The following is a 20,012-nucleotide window of genomic DNA, read 5'->3' on the forward strand; positions in this document are numbered from 1 at the left end:
GATAGGCTCTAGGGAATCGAAATGAATTGGAATGAATACGTGCAATTGCTGGCCGGCTTGATTTCTGTAGTCAACCCGATCGGCGCGATGCCGATCTTTCTGTCGTTGACCGCAAGAAAGCAACCGCTGGAACGTCGACAAACGGCGCTGACTACCGCATTTGCAGTGGCGATGGTTTTGTTCACTTCGCTGGTTGCCGGGGAGCCTATCCTGAATTTCTTTGGGATCGGCTTGCCGGCGTTCCGAGTCGCCGGCGGCCTGCTGTTGCTGTTGATGGGCATCTCGATGCTGCGGGTTAGCGACGATCGCGCTCGGCATACCCCGGAAGAAGATGCCGAGTCGCAAGAAAAATCCTCGGTGGCGGTGGTGCCGCTAGCCATTCCCTTGCTGGCAGGGCCAGGCGCGATCAGTACCACCATCGTCTATGCGCACCGCGATTTATCATTGGCACATTACCTGTTGTTCAGCGGCGTGATCGCGACCATCAGTTTAATCGTACTCGTGATACTACTCCTGGCGCCACGCATTGTCGCCGTCATGGGGCAGACCGGCATGAATGTGGTCACGCGGGTGATGGGATTGTTATTGACCTCAACGGCCGTCGAATTTATCGCCGGCGGCATCTCCGAACTATTTCCGATTTTAGCGGGAGGCTGAGTGATGCGGGCGGAGGATCAAATTGCAGAGCGTTGCCACCAATCTCGCACCTGTAATCAAATGACAACATCTGAAGATTACAACGAGTCAAGCCAGGCCCTAAGCGCCAATCCTTCGGTTTATATGGAACAGAGTGTGGCACTACTCACGAAACATGGTAAAGAAACACCTTTAAGTGAAGTGTTAGGCGCAGGTCTAGGCTGCCGGATTAAGCATGTCAGCGAATATGATACTGATCAATTCGGCACCTTTACCCGGGACATCGCCCGTGTAGGCAGTCAGCTTGAGGCCGCCCGCGCCAAAGCTAGAATGGGTATGCAACTCTCCAGCCTGCCCATCGGCTTGGCGAGTGAAGGGGCGTTTGGGCCGGACCCGGTCTCCTTCTTGCTGCCGCATAATCTAGAGTTGTTGCTGTGGATTGACGCGGGTTTGGGTATAGAAGTGATCGCGACCGCTTCCGGCAACACCAACTTTTCCCACAAAACCGTTTGCAACTGGGAAGAGGCAAAGCGCTTCGCCGAGTTAGCGGGGTTTCCCGAACACTATTTGATCGTGCGACCGGACGATCAACATCATCCGCAGTTTCGTAAGGGCTTGTCGAATTGGGACGAGTTTAACGGTGCCCTAGAATGGGCTTTATCCTTGTCATCTGCTGGAAAGGTTTTTATCGAAACGGATATGCGGGCATTCGCCAATCCGACGCGCATGCTTACTATTCGCCGTGCGGCCGCCGCTCTGGTGCAAAAATTACATTCACGCTGTCCCGCCTGTGCTGCGCCCGGATTTGCAAATTCAGGGGTAATCCGCGGCTTACCTTGCGAGGATTGCGGACAACCGACTGAGCAAGCCAGGGCGGATATCATTGCTTGTGTGCGTTGCACGCATCAAATTTTGGTTAATCGAGACAGGCAATTTGCAGCGGCTGGCAATTGCGACTACTGCAATCCATAAAGCAATTAATCGATCTGACCAGTAAAATCCGGGAGGCCAATTATCCGGGAAGTCGTATTTTTGCCGAAAGATTTTTTCGAGCTTCCCAGCAAGAAAAAATCGGCAAAGTCGAGGTTGCAAATCCCGACCTGTTTAGCTATTAAATCTGCCTTGCCGGAACGAACTAAAACTCCAACCGCATTGACCCCATCGCCGTTAATGGTGCACTAGGGTAGATACCGACACGCGGCGGCGCATTTTGGAATGGATCGGTGGATTCGTAATAGGTTTTATCCAACAAATTGCGGATATTGAATTGGGTAATCAACCGGGATTTTCCTAGTTGATAGGTATAGCTGGCAAAGGCATCCAGACGGGCATAGCCAGGTAATATAAAGGTGTTATCGTTGTCACCTTGCCGCTGTCCGGCGGCAAAGATGCCCAGACCAAAGCTCAAACCATTCAATGGTTCATAGTGATGAATATCGTATTTGAGCCATAAGCTGCCGGAATGTTCGGGCACATTGTTTAGACGATTGCCTTGAAGACCGGAAAAATCTTGGGTGATGCGAGCATCGGTATAGGCATAGTTGCCAATAATACTGAGTTCGTCAGTAAGCGCTCCGGACATGTCCAACTCTAGACCTTGGCTACGCGCTTTGCCGATAGCCGCGTTGGCAAAAGCATCCGGGCTATTGAAATCGCGGGTCATTAAATTTTCCTTGGTTAAATGATAATACGCCAAGGTCGTGGACAAACGCTGATCGAAAAACTCGGTTTTAACCCCGGCTTCGAATTGCTCGCCAATTTCCGGATTGATCGTTGTGCCGGCGGTTGTTACACCATTGTTGGCACCGAATGAAGTAGTCCAATTGCCGTAGATACTGGCCCAGGCCCAGGGTTGATAGAGAATCCCCACCCGCGGGCTAAAGCCTTCATCCCGGCGCGAAGGCAAGGCGGCGGCGGCGCTGGCCGAATCGCCTATGCCCACACCGGTTCTGGCCCAATCGTAGCGGCCACCGCCCAGGATATGCACTTTGTCCCACAGGGTAATGTGGTCCTGAAAATACGCGCCGTACCAGTCGTCCCGGAACAGGTAATGGTTAGCCCCGCCGTCGGCGGGCGTTGCCAGCGCATTGGCGTAGTAGGCCGGATAACGCTGACTCATCCGGCCTCCTGGCTTTAAATACGCTGATAACGGCTCGCGAGGAAGGCGCTCCTTCGCGGTATCCGTGTGAGTTCGTAAGCAAAGACGACGGAGCGAGTGAGTTTTATAACCCGGATGAGAATTTTTTTTAGCCGAAGGCCAAACGGCGCGGTTTCGCGGCGGTAGAACAGGCAATACAGCGCGGTGGCGATGCTTATGCATCAGGTCGGCAATGTCGGTGGCGGTTAATCTTCGCGGGCAGCCTGTTTCCTCGACGCTTTTGTAGCCAGCGGATTACCCCGGTGACGAATAACACTGGGCAAGCCAAACCGGTAATAAACACCAATATCCGCCCGGTCATCCCAAAGGCTTGGCCGGAATGCAAAGGCCATTGCCAATGGGTAAATACCTCGCCGGCGGTGGCCGTCGGCAGGCTGGGGTCGTCCAGGTCCAGAATTTTGCCGCTGTAGCGGTCGATCACCGTGCAACGGCGTTGCAAAATGCTGCCGGGCGCATCGACGCCGTCCTGGCAGACCGTATAGGTTTTGGTAGGCTCGGCGGCGCCGTAAATCCAGTGCGGACGGCCTTGCGGATACTGTTTAAAGGCAATTGCCACCGCTTCGTCCATGCCAATGGCCGGAGCATTCGGATACGGCGGCGTGGATTGAAACCAGTACCGATAAGTCACCGGCGAGAACAATTCCAGCACCGGCACCACGTTATGCGGCAGCACCATGTATATCCCGGAAAACAACACCGGCACCATCACCAGCAACGTGTAAAAACCACTTATTTTATGCAGATCGTAATTGAAGCGCACCTTGCCGGCTCTGGGTTTAAACGTCAGCGCCTGCCGCCATTTGCCGGTCAACGGCCACCAGACAATCAAGCCGGTCAGGGTAGAGATAATCAATAATATGCCGGACAGGCCGACCACTACCGTACTAATGTCGTTGGGCAGCAATAAGGCATAATGCAATTCAAACATCAGGCCAATGAAGGTGCTGGGCAAGCAATCGCCGGATCGTTCCTGGAGCTGTTTACCGGTGACCTTCGCGGTGTAAGGATCGACGCCTACTTCCCAGCGCTCCAACGCACCGTTAGCATCCGCCACCGCAAAGCGCAGCTTGAAGGCCGCGAATTCGTTGCGCGGGTAGGTGGCGAAGTTTTGTTTGGCTTGCGGCGGCATCGCCGCCTTGCCGGCTGCGAAAATTTCAGCCAAGGGCCGATACTCGGCATGCGTCGGCACCTCCACGGTCAGCATATCGGGATGCAGCCATTCGTCTATTTCGGGATAAAACACCAGGATGCTACCGGTGATACCATAAATAGACAGCAACAAGCCCAATGTCACGCCCAGCCACAAATGTACGGTCAGCCAGCGCTTACGGCGGGCTTTTAAGCGGGAAAGCGAAATATGGCTGGTTTCGGCCGGAACGGACGGGCCCGATTGCTGGTTGGTTGCATTCATCGCAATAACAGAAGTGAGTTGAGAATTTGACGAGTCAGGGCTTTGTACCCAAAGTCCGCCAACCCTTGTATTGATGTGTTTCATCTGGATAGGACGTTTCCGGGCCAAAATTCCTCACTCACGGCTAGTCAGACAAGCAAAACGTCGATCGGAATTCCTCCAAGCCAAATACTATCCTCTGCGCCAGCCCATACCTTGAAGTTAAGCCGACCATGGCGAGCCTGTCGAACCATGGTCGGCTTGACGACATTACTGAACCATCCGGACCTTAGAATTCCAAACGGATCGAGCCCATGAAATTGCGCGGCGCGCCCGGCTGAGTCAAGTAGCCGTTGAATGCGGATGTTTCGTAAATCGTCTTATCCAGCAAATTGTTGACGTTCAACTGCGCGGTCACTTTGGATTTGCCGATTTCCCATGAATAGCCGAGCAACGCATCGACTCTGACATAGCCCGGCATTTGCCAGTTATTCAAATTATTACCCTGGCGCTCGCCAACCAGATAAGCGCCGGCACCCACACTCAGCCCGCGCAATGTCGGCTCTTGAAACGCATATTTGGCCCAGAAGCTCCCCGAATTTGCCGGAACGTTCCAAAGCTTGTGTCCTTGATTACCGCTGTTATCCTGAGTGATGACTGCGTCGGTATAGGCGTAGGTCGCAATCAAATTCAGGCCTTCGGTAACCTGCCCCGATACGTCCACCTCTATACCGCGGCTGCGGGCCTCCCCGGTTTGGACGGAAAACCGGGTATTTACCGGGTCTGGCGTCGCGATGTTTTGCTTGGTCAACTCATAAAAGGCAACGGTGGTCATCAGCCGCTTATCGAACCATTCGGTTTTGAATCCAACCTCGTGCTGCTGAGCCGTTTCGGCATCCAGCGGTTTGCCGGTTGATGCCAGCGCGCTATTCGCGCCGCCTAGAGATTCCACGTAATTTCCGTACAACGACAGCCACGGCCACGGTTGATAAACCACACCCACGCGCGGACTGAACGCCTCGTTCTGAACCTCAGTCTCGCTGCTTCTGGCCGCTTCGATGGAAGTAGTTGCCGCACCGCTGCTGCGAGTTGCCCAATCGTAGCGCCCACCGCCCATAATATGGAGCTTATCGAACAGCGTAATTTGGTCCTGAAAGTAGGCGCCGTACCAATATTGCTCTAAGGTGCTGAAATTATTAAAACCCTGGCTTGCGGCGGAGGGAACCTGACCGTAAACCGGGTTAAAAATATCGACCACCGGCCTATTGGCGGCTGGAGCGGGGGCGCCAAAAAATCCCTGCCCTTCAAAGTCTTCCCAAAAGTAATCGAACCCCGCCAATACTCGGTGCTCAGTGCCTAACAGCTTGAATTTGCCGGTGAGGTCGACATTTGTCGCGACGGTATCTGTAATGTCGATCGGCCTATCGGTCACACTCCTTACCGCAGTGCGATTGTTAGCGGGATTGACCGGCCCTGAAAAAAATGAAGAATTGTTGATCTGGTAATCCAGTTTGTAGTAGTGAAAGCGATGCTGGATTTTCCAATCGTCATTGAATTGATGAGACCAGTCGAATCCGATCAAAAACTTGTCGAATACCGACTTTTCATTGTCCGAGCCAAAACCGTAGTAGCGGCTTATCGGTACGTTCGCTGGACGATTGCCAATTACAGGCAGGCCGGTGTAACTGGTGCGCTCGTCGTAGAGATATTCCAGGTTTAAATTGATTTCAGTACGGTCGCTGGGCTTCCAAGCAATTGACGGCGCGAAAAACACCCGTTCCTGATCCATTTTGTCGATAAAAAAATCATTGTTTTGGTAGGCCAAATTGACTCTGTACAGCAAGGAATGGTCTTGGTTGATCGGTCCGGTCGCGTCCGCGGTGGTACGGAACATATCGTAGGAGCCAAACTGCTGTTCCAATGCGTAATACGGGGTATCCAGCGGTTTTTTGGTAACAATATTGATCAACCCACCCGGCTCTATGCGGCCATACGCCGCCGCGGCCGGACCTTTTAGAACTTCCAATCGTTCCAGATCGGCGACCTCTTGCACAGCCCGTCGGATGCGCAGTCCGTTACGATAAACCGTAGTAGTGCCGTCGGTCTGAAAACCGCGTAACTGAAAGCCTTCGTACATGGGATCAGTGGCCCAATTTATGCCGCTGACATTTTTGAGCGCATCTTTGATTCGAATCGCCTGCTGGTCTTTCAATATCTGCTTGGGAATAACTTGTACTGACATCGGTAACTCCATGATCGGCGTATCGGTTTTCGTGGCGGAACTGGCGTTGGGCAAACGATAATCTGAGTTGTAGGGATCGTTAGTGTCGGAAATCGTTTTGCCCACCACCGTCACGCTCGGTAGGGTAGCCGCACCGACCGCCGACTGCGGCCCCACCGCTGCCGCTTTTTCCAAGGTTACGGTATTACCGTTGCTGAACCGATATTGCAGCCCGGAACCGCGCAACAAGTTCTGCAAAGCCTGTTGCGGCGTATAACGGCCCTGCACGGCATTGGCGCGCAGCCTGTCGGTCAATTGCGAGCTGAAGAACACCTTGACGCCGCTGATCTCGGAAAATTGCAGCAGAGCATCGGCCAAGGGCGCGGCGGGAATCGCGAAATTGATTTCACTCTCCGCCGTGCACCAGGGGCTGGCACTTAGGGTTGCGGCAAATAGGGTGAAACAGAGCGGGTTAACAAAGGAATATCGCTTACTCATCCGGCCTCCTGGCTTTAAATACGCTGATAACGGCTCGCGAAGAAGGCGCTCCTTCGCGGTATCCGTGTGGGTTCGTAAGCAAAGACGACCGAGCAAGTGGGTTTTATAACCCGGATGAGAAAATTTATTTAGCCGAAGGCCAAACGGCGCGGTTTCGCGGCCATTGACCAGGAAAACAACGCGGCGAAAACTTATTGGCGGCGTAAGATCACCAAGGCGTCGGTCAAGCGGGTTTCGCTGGCCGCCAAGGTTTTTTCGATGACACTCAATGCCGCCTCCGGGTCGTCGGCGTCGAATATGCCGGTGACCAAATGCTCGGCCAGAGCCGGATCGGCGATGATTATTTTTCCGGGACGGTAGCGGTTCAGGTCATCCACCACTTGTCGCAGCGGCTTTTCCTTGAACACCAGGCGCCGCTCTTGCCAGGCACCGACCTGCTTTAAATTGACACTTTCCGGCAGCCCGGCTTTACCGCCGGCCGATGCGACACGTTGGCCTGCTGCCAGGCTTTCCACGGTCTCGCCATCGGCGAACGCGACGCGCACGCTGTGCTCGTAGACCGTGACCGCCAGGTCACCCTGCCATTGTTTAACATCAAAAGCCGTTCCCAAGGCCCTGACCCGGCCACCGCTCGTCACCACCTCGAACGGCCTGGCGGCATCGGCGGCCACCTTGAAATAAGCCTCGCCGCCGTGCAGGCGGATCACGCGTTGTCTTTCGGAAAATTCCACCGACAGCGACGAGGCGGTATTCAGGATCACCGAAGAGCCGTCGCTGAGTTGAATTCGACGCTGTTCGCCGGTGCCGGTGCGAAAATCGGCAAAGAAGCCGGCGCTGAATGCCCACCCCAAACCAAAGGCCAGCATCAGGCAGGCGGCAATCGGCAACATCCGGAGGCTGCGCTTCGGTAGTCTCCGGGCCGGAGTTTCATGTGACGTGCCGTTCGCGGTCCTTACTTCCCGTTCGATTCGGTCGATTTGCGCCGGGTTTAGGCGCTCTATACAGTCAAAAAAGTGCTGTGTCTGCCGCCAGGCTTCCTGATTTTCCCGACTGGCCGCCAACCAAGCTCGCCAGCGTTGATCCTGCTCGCTGTCGAAGAACGGCGATTCGCGCAAAGCTCGCCAGTATTCGGCTTGCTCATTCGCGTCGCCGTCGGGGAAAGGCGGGATGGGTTGGTTCATAAGAAGGCTGCGCCGCGGTCGGTTCGGGAATCGGATTATAAAACGCCGGCCGGATAAACATAGGCGTGTTTGCCGATAAAGGCATCCCGTTCAATCCAGGTCGCCTATCCTCTGCCGGCAATGGCGCAGGGCCTGGGTCAAATATTTGAAAATCATGGTTTGCGAAATGCTCAGCCTTTGTTCCACTTCCGCGTAGCTGCAATGCTTGAGTTTAAGCAGGACGAATACCTCCCGGCATTTGGGCGATAACTCGTCCAGCGCGGCGATTAACTGCTCCAGTTGTTGTTGCGACATGACGGTCCGTTCAACGGATAAGGCAGATTGCTCGCCGCCCTCCGCCTCGTCGTCGGCGGAGGTTTCGATGTCTTTTCCGGAATGGCGGCTGTGGCTGCGCAGATAATCGGTGGCCAAGTTGGAGGCGATTCGAAAAATGAAAGCGCGGGGGTTTTCGATTTGATCTTTGCTGCCATAGCCAGCATAGCGGATAAAAGTTTCCTGAAAAATATCCTGCGCGGTTTCCGCGCAACTGATGCGTTGCGACAGAAAACCCAATAATTCGCGGCGATGCTTATGCATCAGATCGGCAATGTCGGTGGCGGTCAATTCGAGCATGGGGCAGTTAACGCTGGGCGGCCAAGGTGTGGCGCTTTACGCAGCAATATTTGCGCCCGATTTGTGCAGATGGGCTTTCAGCATAGATGCGGCCTGCAATGCCGGCGAATTTTCGCCCCCAAGGACAGCGGCGGTCCGCAGCGCGATTATCTAAACTGTGTTATTTCACGCGCACAGGGTGGCGGTTAATCTTCGCGGGCAGCCTGTTTCCTCGACGCTTTTGTAGCCAGCGGATCACCCCGGTGACAAACAGCACCGGGCAAGCCAGTCCGGTGATAAACACCAAAATCCTTCCCGGCATGCCGAAGGCCTGACCGGAATGCAGCGGCCATTGCCAGTGGGTAAATACTTCTCCGGCGGTGACGGTTGGCAAACTGGGGTCGTCCAGATCCAGAATTTTGCTGCTGTAGCGATCGATCACCGTACAGCGTCGTTGTAAAATGCTGCCGGGCGCATCGACGCCGTCCTGGCAGATTGTGTAGGTTTGGGTTGATTGCGGAGCACCGTAAATCCAGTGTGGCCGGCCAGTCGGATAACGCTGCATCGCAGTCTCCACGGCTTTGTCCATGCCGATGGCTGGAGCGCTCGGCGCGGGCGGCGTGGACTGAAACCAGTAACGGTAGGTCACCGGCGAGAACAACTCTAAAACCGGCACCACATTGTGCGGCAATACCATATACACGCCGGAAAACAACACCGGGACCATCACCAACAGCGTGTAAAAACCGCTGACCTTGTGCAGATCGTAATTGAATCGTACCTTGCCGGCGTTGGCCTTAAAGGTCAACGCGTTGCGCCAATGCCCGGTCAACGGCCACCAGACGAGTAGGCCAGTCAGTGTAGAGATGATCAGCAGTGCCGCCGAAATGCCGACCACTATCGAGCTGACTTCCTCTGACGGAATCAATAACGCGTAATGTAGTTCGAATATCAAGCCGATAAAGGTGCGGGGTAGCCAGTCGTTGGACCGACCTTGGAGCTGCTTGCCGGTGGCTTGCGCCGTGTAAGGATCGACCCCTACTAGCCAACGTTCCATGCCGTCCGCGCTAGGGACGGAAAAGTTCAACTTGAAGGCTGCCTCAGCGTTGCGCGGATAGGTGGCGAAGTTGTGCTTGGCTTGTGGCGGCATCGCTGCCTTACCAGTCGCGAATATCGCCGCTAGGGGCCGATACTCGGCATCCATCGGCACCTCCACCGTCAGCATATCGGGAAGCAACCATTCGTCGATTTCCGGATGAAACACCAGGATACTGCCTGTGACGCCGTAGATAGCCAGCAACAAGCCCAGCGTCAGGCCTAGCCACAAATGCACCGTCAGCCAGCGTTGGCGACGGAATTTTAAACGGGAAAGGCTAGGATTTTTCGGTTCTTTGCGAACCGTCGAAGCAGCTTGATAGCGATTGGTGCTCATGCTTGTAACCCGAAAGGAACCTTGAAAGTTAGGAAAATAGAGTGGGCTAGCCGGCCGCAACTTTGCCCGGAAAGCCCAGTTGTCGAATAAGACGTTTCGACGCAGGAAAATCCCACACCGTCTTGGTTGGCCGGGCGGGATTTGTAATCAATGCCGTCGATATACCCGCGGGTACAAGAGCCGTTCGCCGGGCGGAGCCGAAGCAAGTTTACTGACATCGGCGACTTCGACTTCGCTCAGGAGCTTAGGTTTGTCTAGAGCCTGGAAACCATCAAGAGATTAAAACCGGTATTCGACGCCGCCAAAGACCGACCGGGTTGCGCCGGGATTAAATTGCTCCGCGTCGGCGCCATTTGCATTACCCAGCAACCACACTGACGACGCGTAATGTTCGTCGGTCAAATTTCGACCATCCACGAACAGCTTCCAATGTTTGCCGTCATCCCAACCCATGCGGGCACCCAGCAAGGCGTAAGGCTTGGCAGCTAACGTATTGGCAAAGTCCGCCCAATTGGAACTGACGATGCGGGCATTAGGACCGATGTAAAAACCGCTCGGATGCTGGTAAAGCGCTTCGACGAAAGCATTATGCTCGGGCACACCGGGCAAGCGGTTATTGCCAAGCGCGGGATCATTATCAAAGTGGAAGTTATTCCAGGTGTAATTGCCGCTTAATCGAAGGTTATCACCCGAGGCAGCTAAATCCAGCGGCAGCGAAGTCTCCAGGCCAAGCTCGACACCATTGTGTAAGGTCGTGCTACTGGCGTTGGTTGCAGAAAATGCGGTAGGGTTTCGCGGGTCGGCAATAATCAAGTACTCGTTATTAACCCATGCCTGATAAAAAGCCAGATCCCATTTCAAGCGTTCGGTTTGTCCGCGGGTACCGATCTCCACGGTGCTTGCGGTTTGAATATCTCTTTTCGGGTTGAGATAAACAGTGACCAGATCATTCATCGGCGGCGGCTCGGCGCTGCGGCTTAAATTGCCGTAAATTTGCGCCTCGTCGGTAGCCTGCCAGGTAAAGCCTAACTTGGGACTTGCGTTAAAAAAGTCTTGATTGGCTTGATTGCTGGGTCGCGCAGCACTGGCTACGTAGCCCTCGTACCGCTCGTAATTCACATCGCGATAATTCAATTGAATGCCGGCTATCAGGGTAAACGCATCGGTCAAACTCAATTGATCTTCCATAAAAGCTTCGACATTCAGCCAGCGGTCCCGCTCTGCCGTCAACAGCGGCCCCAATCGCCTGCCGATGGTGTCGTAGTTCTTATCGTTGATAAATTGCCATTGGGTAAGACCACCCCAAACCACTATATTTTTTAATCCAAATAGCTGGCCATTGATCTCATGACGCCAGTTAAATCCTACATCCTGCCACTGATCGTGATTGCCGCTGCCCGTATAGTCGTAGCGGTAGTTATTGATCGAATAATAAGTGCCGACATCGAAGCGATCACCGCCATTCAATTTTACCGAATGCTTCAGATCGAATCGGTAGGATGAAAAGCCATTGGGCAACGACCAGTCGTTGGCATTTTGTTGAGGATTTTGGTCGATTTGCCGTTTGCTGAGCGATGCCGGCCATAAGAAATTATGGTTTTGTGCATCGAAATACAAACGGGTTTCGTGATTATCGTTCCAGCGATAGCCGATATTGCCATGTCCCAAAAACTGCTCTTGATGATTGTTTTCCCGGGTCGTATCGGTATTAATGTAGGAAAACGTGCCGAAAACATCCAGGCCGTTTTCAAACGCTTTGCCGCCGCTGAAATAGGGCCGATAGTAATCGTTGGTACCGCCGACGATGCCTATTTTCAAGGGATCGGCGGTGTATCCGGTCGGCGTAATGTAATTGATGGCACCGCCTAGATTGCTGCCGCCGTATTCCAAGGCATTGGCACCGCGATAAACTTCGATGTGCTCGATAGCATAAAGATTGAGCGCCTCGACATCGAAAGTGCCATTGGCGTGCGTAAACGGCATGCCGTTGCGCAGGATTTTGATCCCGCGAATCGGCGAAATATCGGAATTGCCGTCGGAACCGCGGATGGAGATGCGCGATCCGCCGGTCGCGCCGGCGCTAATATCGCCCACATAAACACCCGGCGCCGTCGCCAAGGCATCGCTGACCGACAAAGGCGCACCTTCGGTGATCCGTTCGCCATCGATCACCGTGGTGCCGCCCGCCACTCGATTGAGTTTGGCTTGCGACTCTTGAAGCGATGGCGTAGTCAGGCTAAGGCTTTCACTTCCCAAGGCTTTGCCCGTTACCGTTAGACTCGGCAAGGTCGTCGTGCCGACCGCCGACTGCGGCCCCACCGCTGCCGCTTTTTCCAAGGTTACGGTATTACCGTTGCTGAACCGGTAGTGCAGCCCGGAACCGCGCAGCAAGTTTTGCAAAGCCTGTTCCGGCGTATAACTGCCTTTTAATTCCGGCGCGGTGATGCGTTCGGCAATGTCGCCTTCATACAGCACTTACAAGCCGGTGAGCGCGGAAAAACGGGTCAAGGCGGCGGACAGCGCTTGGGAGCGGATATCAAAGCTTTGCGTGGTTTGCTCGGCAGCTAGGGTAATAGTGGAAGTCAACAGGCCGGCAGCAAGCACTGCATAGAATGGGCCGCGGCAAGCTGGTACGGGATATTTCATGCGTCTATCTCCTTCGTCGATGAATGGTGTTACCGACAAAGACGATGCGGGTTCAGACTTACCCTTAGTGCGGAAAAAATATTTTTTATAGCGGTTTACTGTTAGCGCAAGCTGCCCGCCGATCACGTCAATACAACAACACTAGATCGCCCGGCATCCGCAAAGCTTTGGCTTGAAGCGTGGTTACCAGCGCAGCCAGCACTGCATCGGGGTCGCCGTTGTTGAATACGCCGTTGACGACGCGTTCGGCCAACTGCGGATTGACAGCGACAATACGGCCTCGCCGATAGCGGTTAACTTCCTCCAATACTTGTGTCAAAGGCTGGCGGTGAAACACGGTTTGGCTTCGCCGCCAGGCCAGCGCATCGTCGTTGTCTAGCTTAGCAACGGCTTGCAGCCGGCCTTGCCGATATTCGGCTTGCTCGGCGGCATGAACCAGGGCTTTAGCATTGTCTGCGTCGACCTCCACGGTGCCTTCGCTGACGACGATGCGCATCTCGTCGGCGTGCTTGCGGACGCTGTAGGCGGTGCCCACCGCGCGGGCAGTTGCTTGGCCGCCGTCAACGACAAAAGGCCGTTGTTTATTGGGTGCGACTTCGAAATAGGCTTCGCCGCGTAACAATTCGATGTGGCGCAGGCTGTCGCTATAGCGAACCACCAAGGCCGTATCGGTATTCAAGGTCAGCCGCGAGCCGTCCGCCAGATCGACGCTGAGTTGTTGGCCGGCTGCGGTATGGTAATCGCTACGCCAGTTTTGCCATTGCTCGGGTAATCGCCAGCCGGCAACCAGCAACAACAGCCCGAGACAGCCCATGGCAGCACGGTGCAGGCTTCGCCCGCCGGACGAAGGTTGCAAGCGCCCCTCACCCTGCCCTCTCGGCAACTGTTCCAGACGTTGCCCTACCTCCTGCATCCATGCAGTCGTCCCGGCGGGAGAGGGTGCTGTTTTAAACTGGGCGGCATCCGCTTGTAGACGTTGCTGAACCCGCTCCGCCGGCAGTTGCAGCAGGTCCCACAGCTTGAGGGATTTGTCGTAGGCTTCGGCGTGTCGGGGATCGGCGTGGTACCAGATTTCAAATTGGCGACGCTCTTCGTCGCTGACATCATCCGCGTGCATACGGGCAAACCAGGCGAGTGCCTGATCCGAAAGCGAGCCGGATGACGCGGATTGAGGATTATCAGACATGGTTAGGGACGGGAAGCGTTGAGCCGAAGCTGACATGATGCCACGATTTTAGAACGGGGTTAATTTGCATGAGACAAGCGCGCCGAGCATCAAAGGAAATCGATGCGGTCTTTCAAATGCTTCAGAGCCTTATGCATATGACTTTCCACAGTGCGCGCCGATATGCCCAGCTCGGCGGCGATTTCGGAATATCGCTTGCCTTCCACTCGGCACGCCAAGAACACCTTGCGACATTGCGGCGGCAGTTCGTAGATGAGTGTTTCGAACAATTCCATTTGTTGCTGTCCCTCCAGCGTGCTATCCGGTTGCGGTTGATTACAAGCGATATCCTCGCCGACCAGACCGCCGTCGCGCTGGTCTTGCCGGGCTCTGCTGCGCAAGTGGTCCAGGGCCAGATTGTCGGCGATGCGAAACACGAACGCCCGCTGATTGGCGATCTCGCCGGCAGCGGAATAGCGGGCGATGCGCAAATAGGTTTCCTGGATCAAATCGGCCGCGGTTTCGGCACAATTGACCTTACGAGTCAAAAATTGCTGTAGTTCTTTCTGGTAGAGCAGAAAACTGGCTAGTAAATCGGAATCGGTGATTGCATCCATGAACACATAGTTGGCAATGAAACGTCTTCTGTTACAGCAAATTTTAAGCCACTAGCCTGGGAAGCCAGCGTTATGTGGCGATTGATTCATCAGTTCACAACATTGATGGCGAAATCCCCGAAAGCGTAACGACCAAAGTGCGGCATATGACACACTTTTAAATTCACGCCTCCAGCCTCGAATCGCGACTGACATCGGGACGAATTCATATCCCCTTATTGCTGAAAACAAAAGCTCATCATGTAGCGAGTCCTTCGTTTCAGAACCTGATAAGTGATCGGTTTCAGCCTTTCCGTTTGTGCCGGGTTGTGGCTTTCTGCCGCCAGCGGATCACACCGGTGACGAACAGCGCCGGGCAAGCCAGTCCGGTGATAAACACCAAAATCCGCCCGGTCATGCCGAACGCTTGGCCGGAATGCAGCGGCCATTGCCAGTGGGTGAAGATTTCGCCAGCTGCCGCGGTTGGCAGGCTGGGATCGTCCAGGTCCAGAATCTTGCCGGTGTAGCGATCGATCACCGTGCAGCGGCGCTGCAAGATGCTGCCGGGTGCATCAACGCCATCCTGGCACACGGTATAAGTTTTGGCAGGCTCGGCGGCGCCATAAATCCAATGCGGCCGGCCTTGCGGGTATTGTTTGAAGGCAATCGCCACCGCCTCGTCCATGCCGATAGCCGGGGCGTTTTGATTTGGCGGTGTAGACTGAAACCATTAGCGATAGGTCACCGGCGAAAACAACTCTAAAATCGGCACCACGTTATGCGGCAATACCATGTAGATGCCGGAAAACAGTACCGGCAGCATCACCAGCAACGTGTAAAAACCGCTGGTTTTGTGCAGATCGTAATTGAAACGCACCTTGCCGGCCCCGGCTTTGAACGTCAGTGCCTGCCGCCACTTGCCGGTCAGCGGCCACCAGACGATCAGGCCAGTCAGCGTCGAGATGATCAACAGCGCCGCCGAGACGACGACGATGACGGCGCTGATGTCCTCGGACGGAATCAGCAGCGCATAATGCAATTCGAACACGCAATCGATGAAGGTTGCCGGCAGCCAATCGCCGGAACGGGTCAGTAACATTTTTCCTGTCACTTGCGCCGTGTAGGGATTGACACCGACGATCCAGCGTTGGTTTTCCGTGTCGGAGGTTGGGAATTGGTAACGCAGTTTGAAAGCGGCACTCTCGTTGCGCGGGTACACCGAAAACACGTGTTTCGCGGTTGGCGGCATCACGGTTTTACCGGCAGCGAAAATTTCCGCCAGCGGCCGGTACTTTGCGTCGGCAGGGTGTTCAACTACCAGTAAATCCGGGTGCAGCCACTCGTCGATCTCGGCGTAGAACACCAGAAAACTGCCGGTGATGCCGTAAATCGACAGCAAAAATCCCAGTGTCAAACCCAGCCACAAATGCACGTCCAGCCAGCGTTTGCGACGGGCTTTCAGGCCGGACAAGGCCGGATTTCGCGGAGCTGCCTGCATGGTCGAGTCCGATTGTTGGTGGATGGCGGTCATGGCGATAGCAAAACGGTCAGGTAAAGGGTGCGAAAAATATACGAATTAAAACCGTCGACTTATGAAAAATCTGATTGAGTCCATCGGCTTAGTCCAACGCGTATGGAAACCGGACAAATCAAAAATCGCTGATTCCTAAATACGACGTTTCGGCCCAGCAAAACCCCAGTTCCTTTTCGCTGGGAGAAATTTGTAAGCAATGCCGAAAAGTGGTATTGCCGCGTGGGCCGGGTCAGCTCGATAACGCTTAACCCGGCAACCCCAAGCCAATCCGTCGGGTTACGGCTAACACCAAACCCGACCTACATGACCAACAGAACGGTTTAATACTCCAACTTAATCGACCCCATCACCGCTAACGGTTCGGCGGGCAGGTTGGTGCGGCGCGAGCGCAGCACGTAATATTCGGCATCGTTGACGTTGTTGATGTTGACCTGTGTGGTCAAATTAACATCGCCCAGTTTGCGTTTGTACGCTGCCATCAGATCCAACCGAGCATAGGATCTGTCGAAATAGCTGTTTGCGGCATCGCCGTAACGGCGTCCGGAGACATAGACCCCTGCACCGACACTAAAGCCTTTCAGCCATTCGCCGTCGAAGTCATACTTCAACCAAGCGCTGCCTTGATGGTTGGGTGCGAAGGGCATGCGCTTGCCGATGTTGGCCGGCGCCGTCACGTCGTCGGTGACCTTGGCATTGGTGTAGGCATAGGTACCTATCACACTCAAGCCCTCGTAAAGCTGCCCTTGCACGTCAAGTTCGACGCCCTTGCTGCTGCCCTTGACCGGAACCTGCGCATTGATCAGGTTGCTGTTGGGGTCTTGGAAAAACTGGGTTCTTTCCAAATCGAAGTAGGCCACGCTGGCGTTGAGCTTGCCGTCGAAAAACTGGGTTTTTACCCCACCCTCGAACTGAGTGGCATCGAATAGATCGTATAGCTTGGCGCCGCCGGTATCGTAATCGTTGGCCGGACCGAACGATTCGGTGAAGCTGCCGAACAAGGACAGCCATTTTAACGGTTGGTAAACGATGCCGACCCTGGGGCTGACCACATCGTCATTGCGGGCGTCCTTGCCGGCCGGCGCCCACCAACTGAGGTCTTGCTCCCTATCCACCCAGTCGTAGCGGAAACCGCCCATGATGTGCAGTTTGTCCCAGAATGTCATTTGATCCTGAAAGTAAATGGCCTTGGAGGTGTTTTCGGTGGCGATGACATCATTGAACCGCGCATTGCGGATTCGGCTCAACTGGGCGTCGGAAACTGCCGCAATATTCGGGTTAAAGATGTTGATCGTGTCCACGTTGCCACTGGCAACCTCGTATTTCAGCTGGCTGTTGTAATACTCGCCGCCGAGCAATAGTTTATGTTTGACGCCGTAAGTTTCGAAGTCGAAGGTACCATTCACCCAGGCCGTCAGCGACTCGGCGTTTTCCGGGCTAAACCAATAATTGCGCGTGGCGTTGCCGAAGGAGTTGCCGGGGGTCTCGTTGACGCGACCGGTATAAAAGCCCTGCCAATACTTCTGGTATTGCGATGAGACCACGCCGGCGTTTAACTTGACCTGATCGTTGACGCGATGGTCTATCCGAAAATCGACCAAATTGTTGGTGGTGGAGTTTCTTAAATCCGAGCGGCCGACGAAGGATCTGGAAATGGGAATGCGCGCCAATTGATTGCCGACCGCCGGAATACCGTAGTCATAGGCGTTGTTCTCGTCGAAGTATTCGTAGGACAAGGTGAATTTAGTATCCGGCGTGGCTTCCCAACTCAGGGTAGGTGCGAAAAATATCCGGTCGTTACCCATGTTTTGCCGGAACGAACCGGTATCTAGATAGGACATGTCCACTCGATAGTTCAAGCCGTGTTCCTTGCTGACCGGTCCGGTCGCGCTGGCTTCGGTGCGGTAAAAATCGTAAGAACCGAAGCGTTGTTCCAGCGAATAGTAGGGCGTCGAGCTGGGTTGCTTGGTCACGGTACTGATCAAACCGCCGGGATCGCCGAAGCCGAACAGCATCGCCGATGCGCCTTTGATTACTTCCACGCGCTCGACGTTGGCCAGGTCGAATTTGGTGAACGGTATCCGGATGCCGTTGCGATAGTTAACGGTGCTTTGCAGGAAGCCGCGCATCACGAATTGTTCGTGGTCGCCACCGTACGAATGATAGGACTGCACGCCGCTGACGTTCTTGATCGCGTCCTGTAAGCGATAGGACTGTTGATCGTGGAGAACCGCTTTGTTAACGACTTGAATGGAGGCCGGGGTTTCCATGATGGGTGTGTCGGTTTTGGTCGCCAACGCGGTGTTGGTACGGGTATAACTGAGGTTATAGGGATCGTCGGGGTCGAGATCGGTTTTGCCGATGACCGTCACCGCCGGCATCGTCGCGGCGGATTGCGGCTCCAACTCGGCCGTATTTTGCAGCGTGACGGTGTTACCGCTATTAAATCGATAACTAATGCCCGAGCCGGACAGTATGCGTTTCAATGCACCTTCCAACGAATATTGCCCGCTGACGCCTTGCGAATCGATACCCTTGACCAACTCCGAGTTGTAAACAAACTGCACACCGGACTGTTCGGCCAGCGCGCTCAGTGCGGAATACAAGGGCTGCACGGCGATGTTGTAGTTGCGGCTTTCGCTGTTGGCGCTGGGGCTGTCGGCCTGAGCAACCAGCGGCGCGGCAATGGTCATTAAACCCATACACAGTGGCAACGCGCCGATTGCGGATGAGCCTTTAGTTCGGGCTGTTCCCGTCCTGCTTGGGTTTGGGGTTATTCTCATGATGTGTCCTCAGTAGATGTGTTCTAGCTGAGAACGATTGGTGGATGGCAATGCCGTACTGATTCATGCGCGGCAAATTGTCGCAGGGTTAATGACGTGCAGTTTCAGAGAAAACTATAAGAAGCCGGCAAACATTCGGTCGCCTTTAAAGCGCCTCCTACCGCTCAAATAGTCCTCATATTCAAGATTGCAAAAACACAAAAGGCCCTGCTTGGACAACCTTGATCGGCAAAGTCTGTTGTAGCGCCTTTAGCCAGGCGTCGATTTGGAGGATGTCGACGGCGATATTAACTTCCCGATCGCCCAGCTTGTCGTCCAGCAGCCGGATCTGGCTGCGGCGGTAACGGTTGATTTCCGCGACGACTTGTTTCAATGGTACAAAATTCATCAACAAGCGACCGCGCCGCCAGGCGTCGGCGTTGCTTATTTCCACTGTTTGCAGCACACCGAATGTTTCAGCGGTAAAAGTCAATTGCTGGCCGGGCTGCAGGATGACACTGTCGGTCTGCGCGCCTTGCGCGGACGGCCGGCTGCTGCGTACCTTGCCTTGCAGCAGAGTTACCGCACCGGCCTTACCGTCGTATCGAACGATAAACCGGGTCCCCAAGGCTTCGGTCGTTGTGGCGCCAGCGGCGACGCGGAACGGCTTGCCGGCATCGTGGGCAACGTCGAATTCGGCCTCGCCGCGCAGCAATGCAATGCGCCGCTCATTGGCGTTGATTGTCACATCGATGGCGGTATCGGTATTCAGATGCGCGATGCTGCCGTCAGCCAGCGTAATTGAAGTCTGCTCGCCGATGCGGGTGCGGTAGTCAGCCAACGGATGTTGCAGATAATCCGGATAAAAACCACCCATCGCGGCCAGCAGCAGCGAAGCGGCCGCAGCTAAGCCGAATCCGCGCTTTATTCTGCTTGCTCGCCGCTGCCTTGCCGCCAGCGCGCGGCGGCGTTGCCGATCAGCGAGCAGCGGCAGCGGCAGGCGTTGCCAAAGCGTCTCTGCGTCACGATAGGCTTGCTCGTGTTCGGGGCTTTGCGACCGCCAGTGTTCGAACTCAGCCAGGACCGTCTCATCGGCAGCACCGGACGTCAGGCGCACATGCCAGGCAACGGCTTGTTGCTGCAAGGCTTCTCGGCGGGTTGAAGAGGTTTCGTTCATTAAGGCATCGTCTGGAGCGGGATATTTA

General features: G+C 54.9%; 14 protein-coding genes and 1 pseudogene. 2 read left to right on the top strand and 13 right to left on the bottom strand.

The window, feature by feature from the left end:
• Positions 1 to 21: 21 nt before the first annotated feature.
• Complete coding sequence (locus A1332_RS15740) at positions 22 to 657, top strand: YchE family NAAT transporter (RefSeq protein ID WP_064009403.1); 636 nt, start codon at positions 22 to 24, stop codon at positions 655 to 657.
• A 60-nt stretch (positions 658 to 717) separates the two neighbouring features.
• Entirely contained in the window at positions 718 to 1,608 is an 891-nt protein-coding gene (locus A1332_RS15745; protein ID WP_082879731.1) for a DUF6671 family protein, read from the top strand.
• Between the two features lie 163 nt (positions 1,609 to 1,771).
• Here A1332_RS15745 and A1332_RS15750 read toward each other — a convergent pair whose 3' ends face one another.
• From A1332_RS15750 to A1332_RS15805, 13 genes and pseudogenes are all read right to left on the bottom strand, one after another.
• Positions 1,772 to 2,755, bottom strand: a complete 984-nt coding sequence (locus tag A1332_RS15750) for a TonB-dependent siderophore receptor (protein ID WP_331709880.1) — start codon at positions 2,753 to 2,755, stop codon at positions 1,772 to 1,774.
• A 193-nt stretch (positions 2,756 to 2,948) separates the two neighbouring features.
• Entirely contained in the window at positions 2,949 to 4,205 is a 1,257-nt protein-coding gene (locus A1332_RS15755) for a PepSY-associated TM helix domain-containing protein (protein WP_064009404.1), read from the bottom strand.
• A 268-nt stretch (positions 4,206 to 4,473) separates the two neighbouring features.
• Entirely contained in the window at positions 4,474 to 6,903 is a 2,430-nt protein-coding gene (locus A1332_RS15760) for a TonB-dependent siderophore receptor (protein WP_064009405.1), read from the bottom strand.
• A gap of 191 nt (positions 6,904 to 7,094) precedes the next feature.
• Positions 7,095 to 8,084 carry a FecR family protein gene (locus tag A1332_RS15765; RefSeq protein ID WP_064009406.1) on the bottom strand — a complete coding sequence of 330 codons (990 nt, stop codon included), beginning with the start codon at positions 8,082 to 8,084 and terminating at the stop codon, positions 7,095 to 7,097.
• 90 nt (positions 8,085 to 8,174) lie between these two features.
• Positions 8,175 to 8,696, bottom strand: a complete 522-nt coding sequence (locus A1332_RS15770; protein ID WP_064009407.1) for an RNA polymerase sigma factor — start codon at positions 8,694 to 8,696, stop codon at positions 8,175 to 8,177.
• Between the two features lie 160 nt (positions 8,697 to 8,856).
• On the bottom strand, positions 8,857 to 10,107 hold the full coding sequence (locus A1332_RS15775; RefSeq protein WP_064009408.1) for a PepSY-associated TM helix domain-containing protein: 1,251 nt from the start codon (positions 10,105 to 10,107) through the stop codon (positions 8,857 to 8,859).
• A 279-nt stretch (positions 10,108 to 10,386) separates the two neighbouring features.
• Positions 10,387 to 12,582 (bottom strand): TonB-dependent receptor domain-containing protein, encoded by a 2,196-nt coding sequence (locus tag A1332_RS15780; protein ID WP_231890321.1) that lies wholly within the window; start codon positions 12,580 to 12,582, stop codon positions 10,387 to 10,389.
• Positions 12,583 to 12,753, bottom strand: a complete 171-nt coding sequence (locus A1332_RS26060; RefSeq protein ID WP_231890322.1) for a hypothetical protein — start codon at positions 12,751 to 12,753, stop codon at positions 12,583 to 12,585.
• A gap of 127 nt (positions 12,754 to 12,880) precedes the next feature.
• Positions 12,881 to 13,939: a FecR family protein gene (locus A1332_RS15785; RefSeq protein WP_064009409.1), complete on the bottom strand. Its 1,059-nt coding sequence runs from the start codon at positions 13,937 to 13,939 to the stop codon at positions 12,881 to 12,883.
• 89 nt (positions 13,940 to 14,028) lie between these two features.
• Entirely contained in the window at positions 14,029 to 14,535 is a 507-nt protein-coding gene (locus tag A1332_RS15790) for an RNA polymerase sigma factor (protein ID WP_064009410.1), read from the bottom strand.
• 283 nt (positions 14,536 to 14,818) lie between these two features.
• A pseudogene (locus A1332_RS15795) lies at positions 14,819 to 16,045 on the bottom strand (PepSY-associated TM helix domain-containing protein).
• 323 nt (positions 16,046 to 16,368) lie between these two features.
• Entirely contained in the window at positions 16,369 to 18,828 is a 2,460-nt protein-coding gene (locus A1332_RS15800) for a TonB-dependent siderophore receptor (protein ID WP_064009411.1), read from the bottom strand.
• Positions 18,829 to 19,009: 181 nt separating this feature from the next.
• The gene (locus A1332_RS15805; protein WP_064009412.1) at positions 19,010 to 19,984 is read right to left on the bottom strand and encodes a FecR family protein; all 975 of its coding nucleotides are present in this window, start codon (positions 19,982 to 19,984) and stop codon (positions 19,010 to 19,012) included.
• Between the last annotated feature and the right edge of the window lie 28 nt (positions 19,985 to 20,012).

The sequence above is a fragment of the Methylomonas methanica genome, assembly GCF_001644035.1.
Classification (GTDB): domain Bacteria; phylum Pseudomonadota; class Gammaproteobacteria; order Methylococcales; family Methylomonadaceae; genus Methylomonas; species Methylomonas methanica_A.

Bases quoted from the DNA above. Each gene is read 5' to 3' on its own strand.
- A1332_RS15755 (WP_064009404.1), bottom strand. From the start codon at position 4,205: ATGAATGCAACCAACCAGCAATCGGGCCCGTCCGTTCCGGCCGAAACC.
- A1332_RS15800 (WP_064009411.1), bottom strand. From the start codon at position 18,828: ATGAGAATAACCCCAAACCCAAGCAGGACGGGAACAGCCCGAACTAAA.
- A1332_RS15760 (WP_064009405.1), bottom strand. From the start codon at position 6,903: ATGAGTAAGCGATATTCCTTTGTTAACCCGCTCTGTTTCACCCTATTT.
- A1332_RS15740 (WP_064009403.1), top strand. From the start codon at position 22: ATGAATTGGAATGAATACGTGCAATTGCTGGCCGGCTTGATTTCTGTA.
- A1332_RS15745 (WP_082879731.1), top strand. From the start codon at position 718: ATGACAACATCTGAAGATTACAACGAGTCAAGCCAGGCCCTAAGCGCC.
- A1332_RS15785 (WP_064009409.1), bottom strand. From the start codon at position 13,939: ATGTCTGATAATCCTCAATCCGCGTCATCCGGCTCGCTTTCGGATCAG.
- A1332_RS15750 (WP_331709880.1), bottom strand. From the start codon at position 2,755: ATGAGTCAGCGTTATCCGGCCTACTACGCCAATGCGCTGGCAACGCCC.
- A1332_RS15805 (WP_064009412.1), bottom strand. From the start codon at position 19,984: ATGAACGAAACCTCTTCAACCCGCCGAGAAGCCTTGCAGCAACAAGCC.
- A1332_RS15770 (WP_064009407.1), bottom strand. From the start codon at position 8,696: ATGCTCGAATTGACCGCCACCGACATTGCCGATCTGATGCATAAGCAT.
- A1332_RS15775 (WP_064009408.1), bottom strand. From the start codon at position 10,107: ATGAGCACCAATCGCTATCAAGCTGCTTCGACGGTTCGCAAAGAACCG.
- A1332_RS26060 (WP_231890322.1), bottom strand. From the start codon at position 12,753: ATGAAATATCCCGTACCAGCTTGCCGCGGCCCATTCTATGCAGTGCTT.
- A1332_RS15765 (WP_064009406.1), bottom strand. From the start codon at position 8,084: ATGAACCAACCCATCCCGCCTTTCCCCGACGGCGACGCGAATGAGCAA.
- A1332_RS15790 (WP_064009410.1), bottom strand. From the start codon at position 14,535: ATGGATGCAATCACCGATTCCGATTTACTAGCCAGTTTTCTGCTCTAC.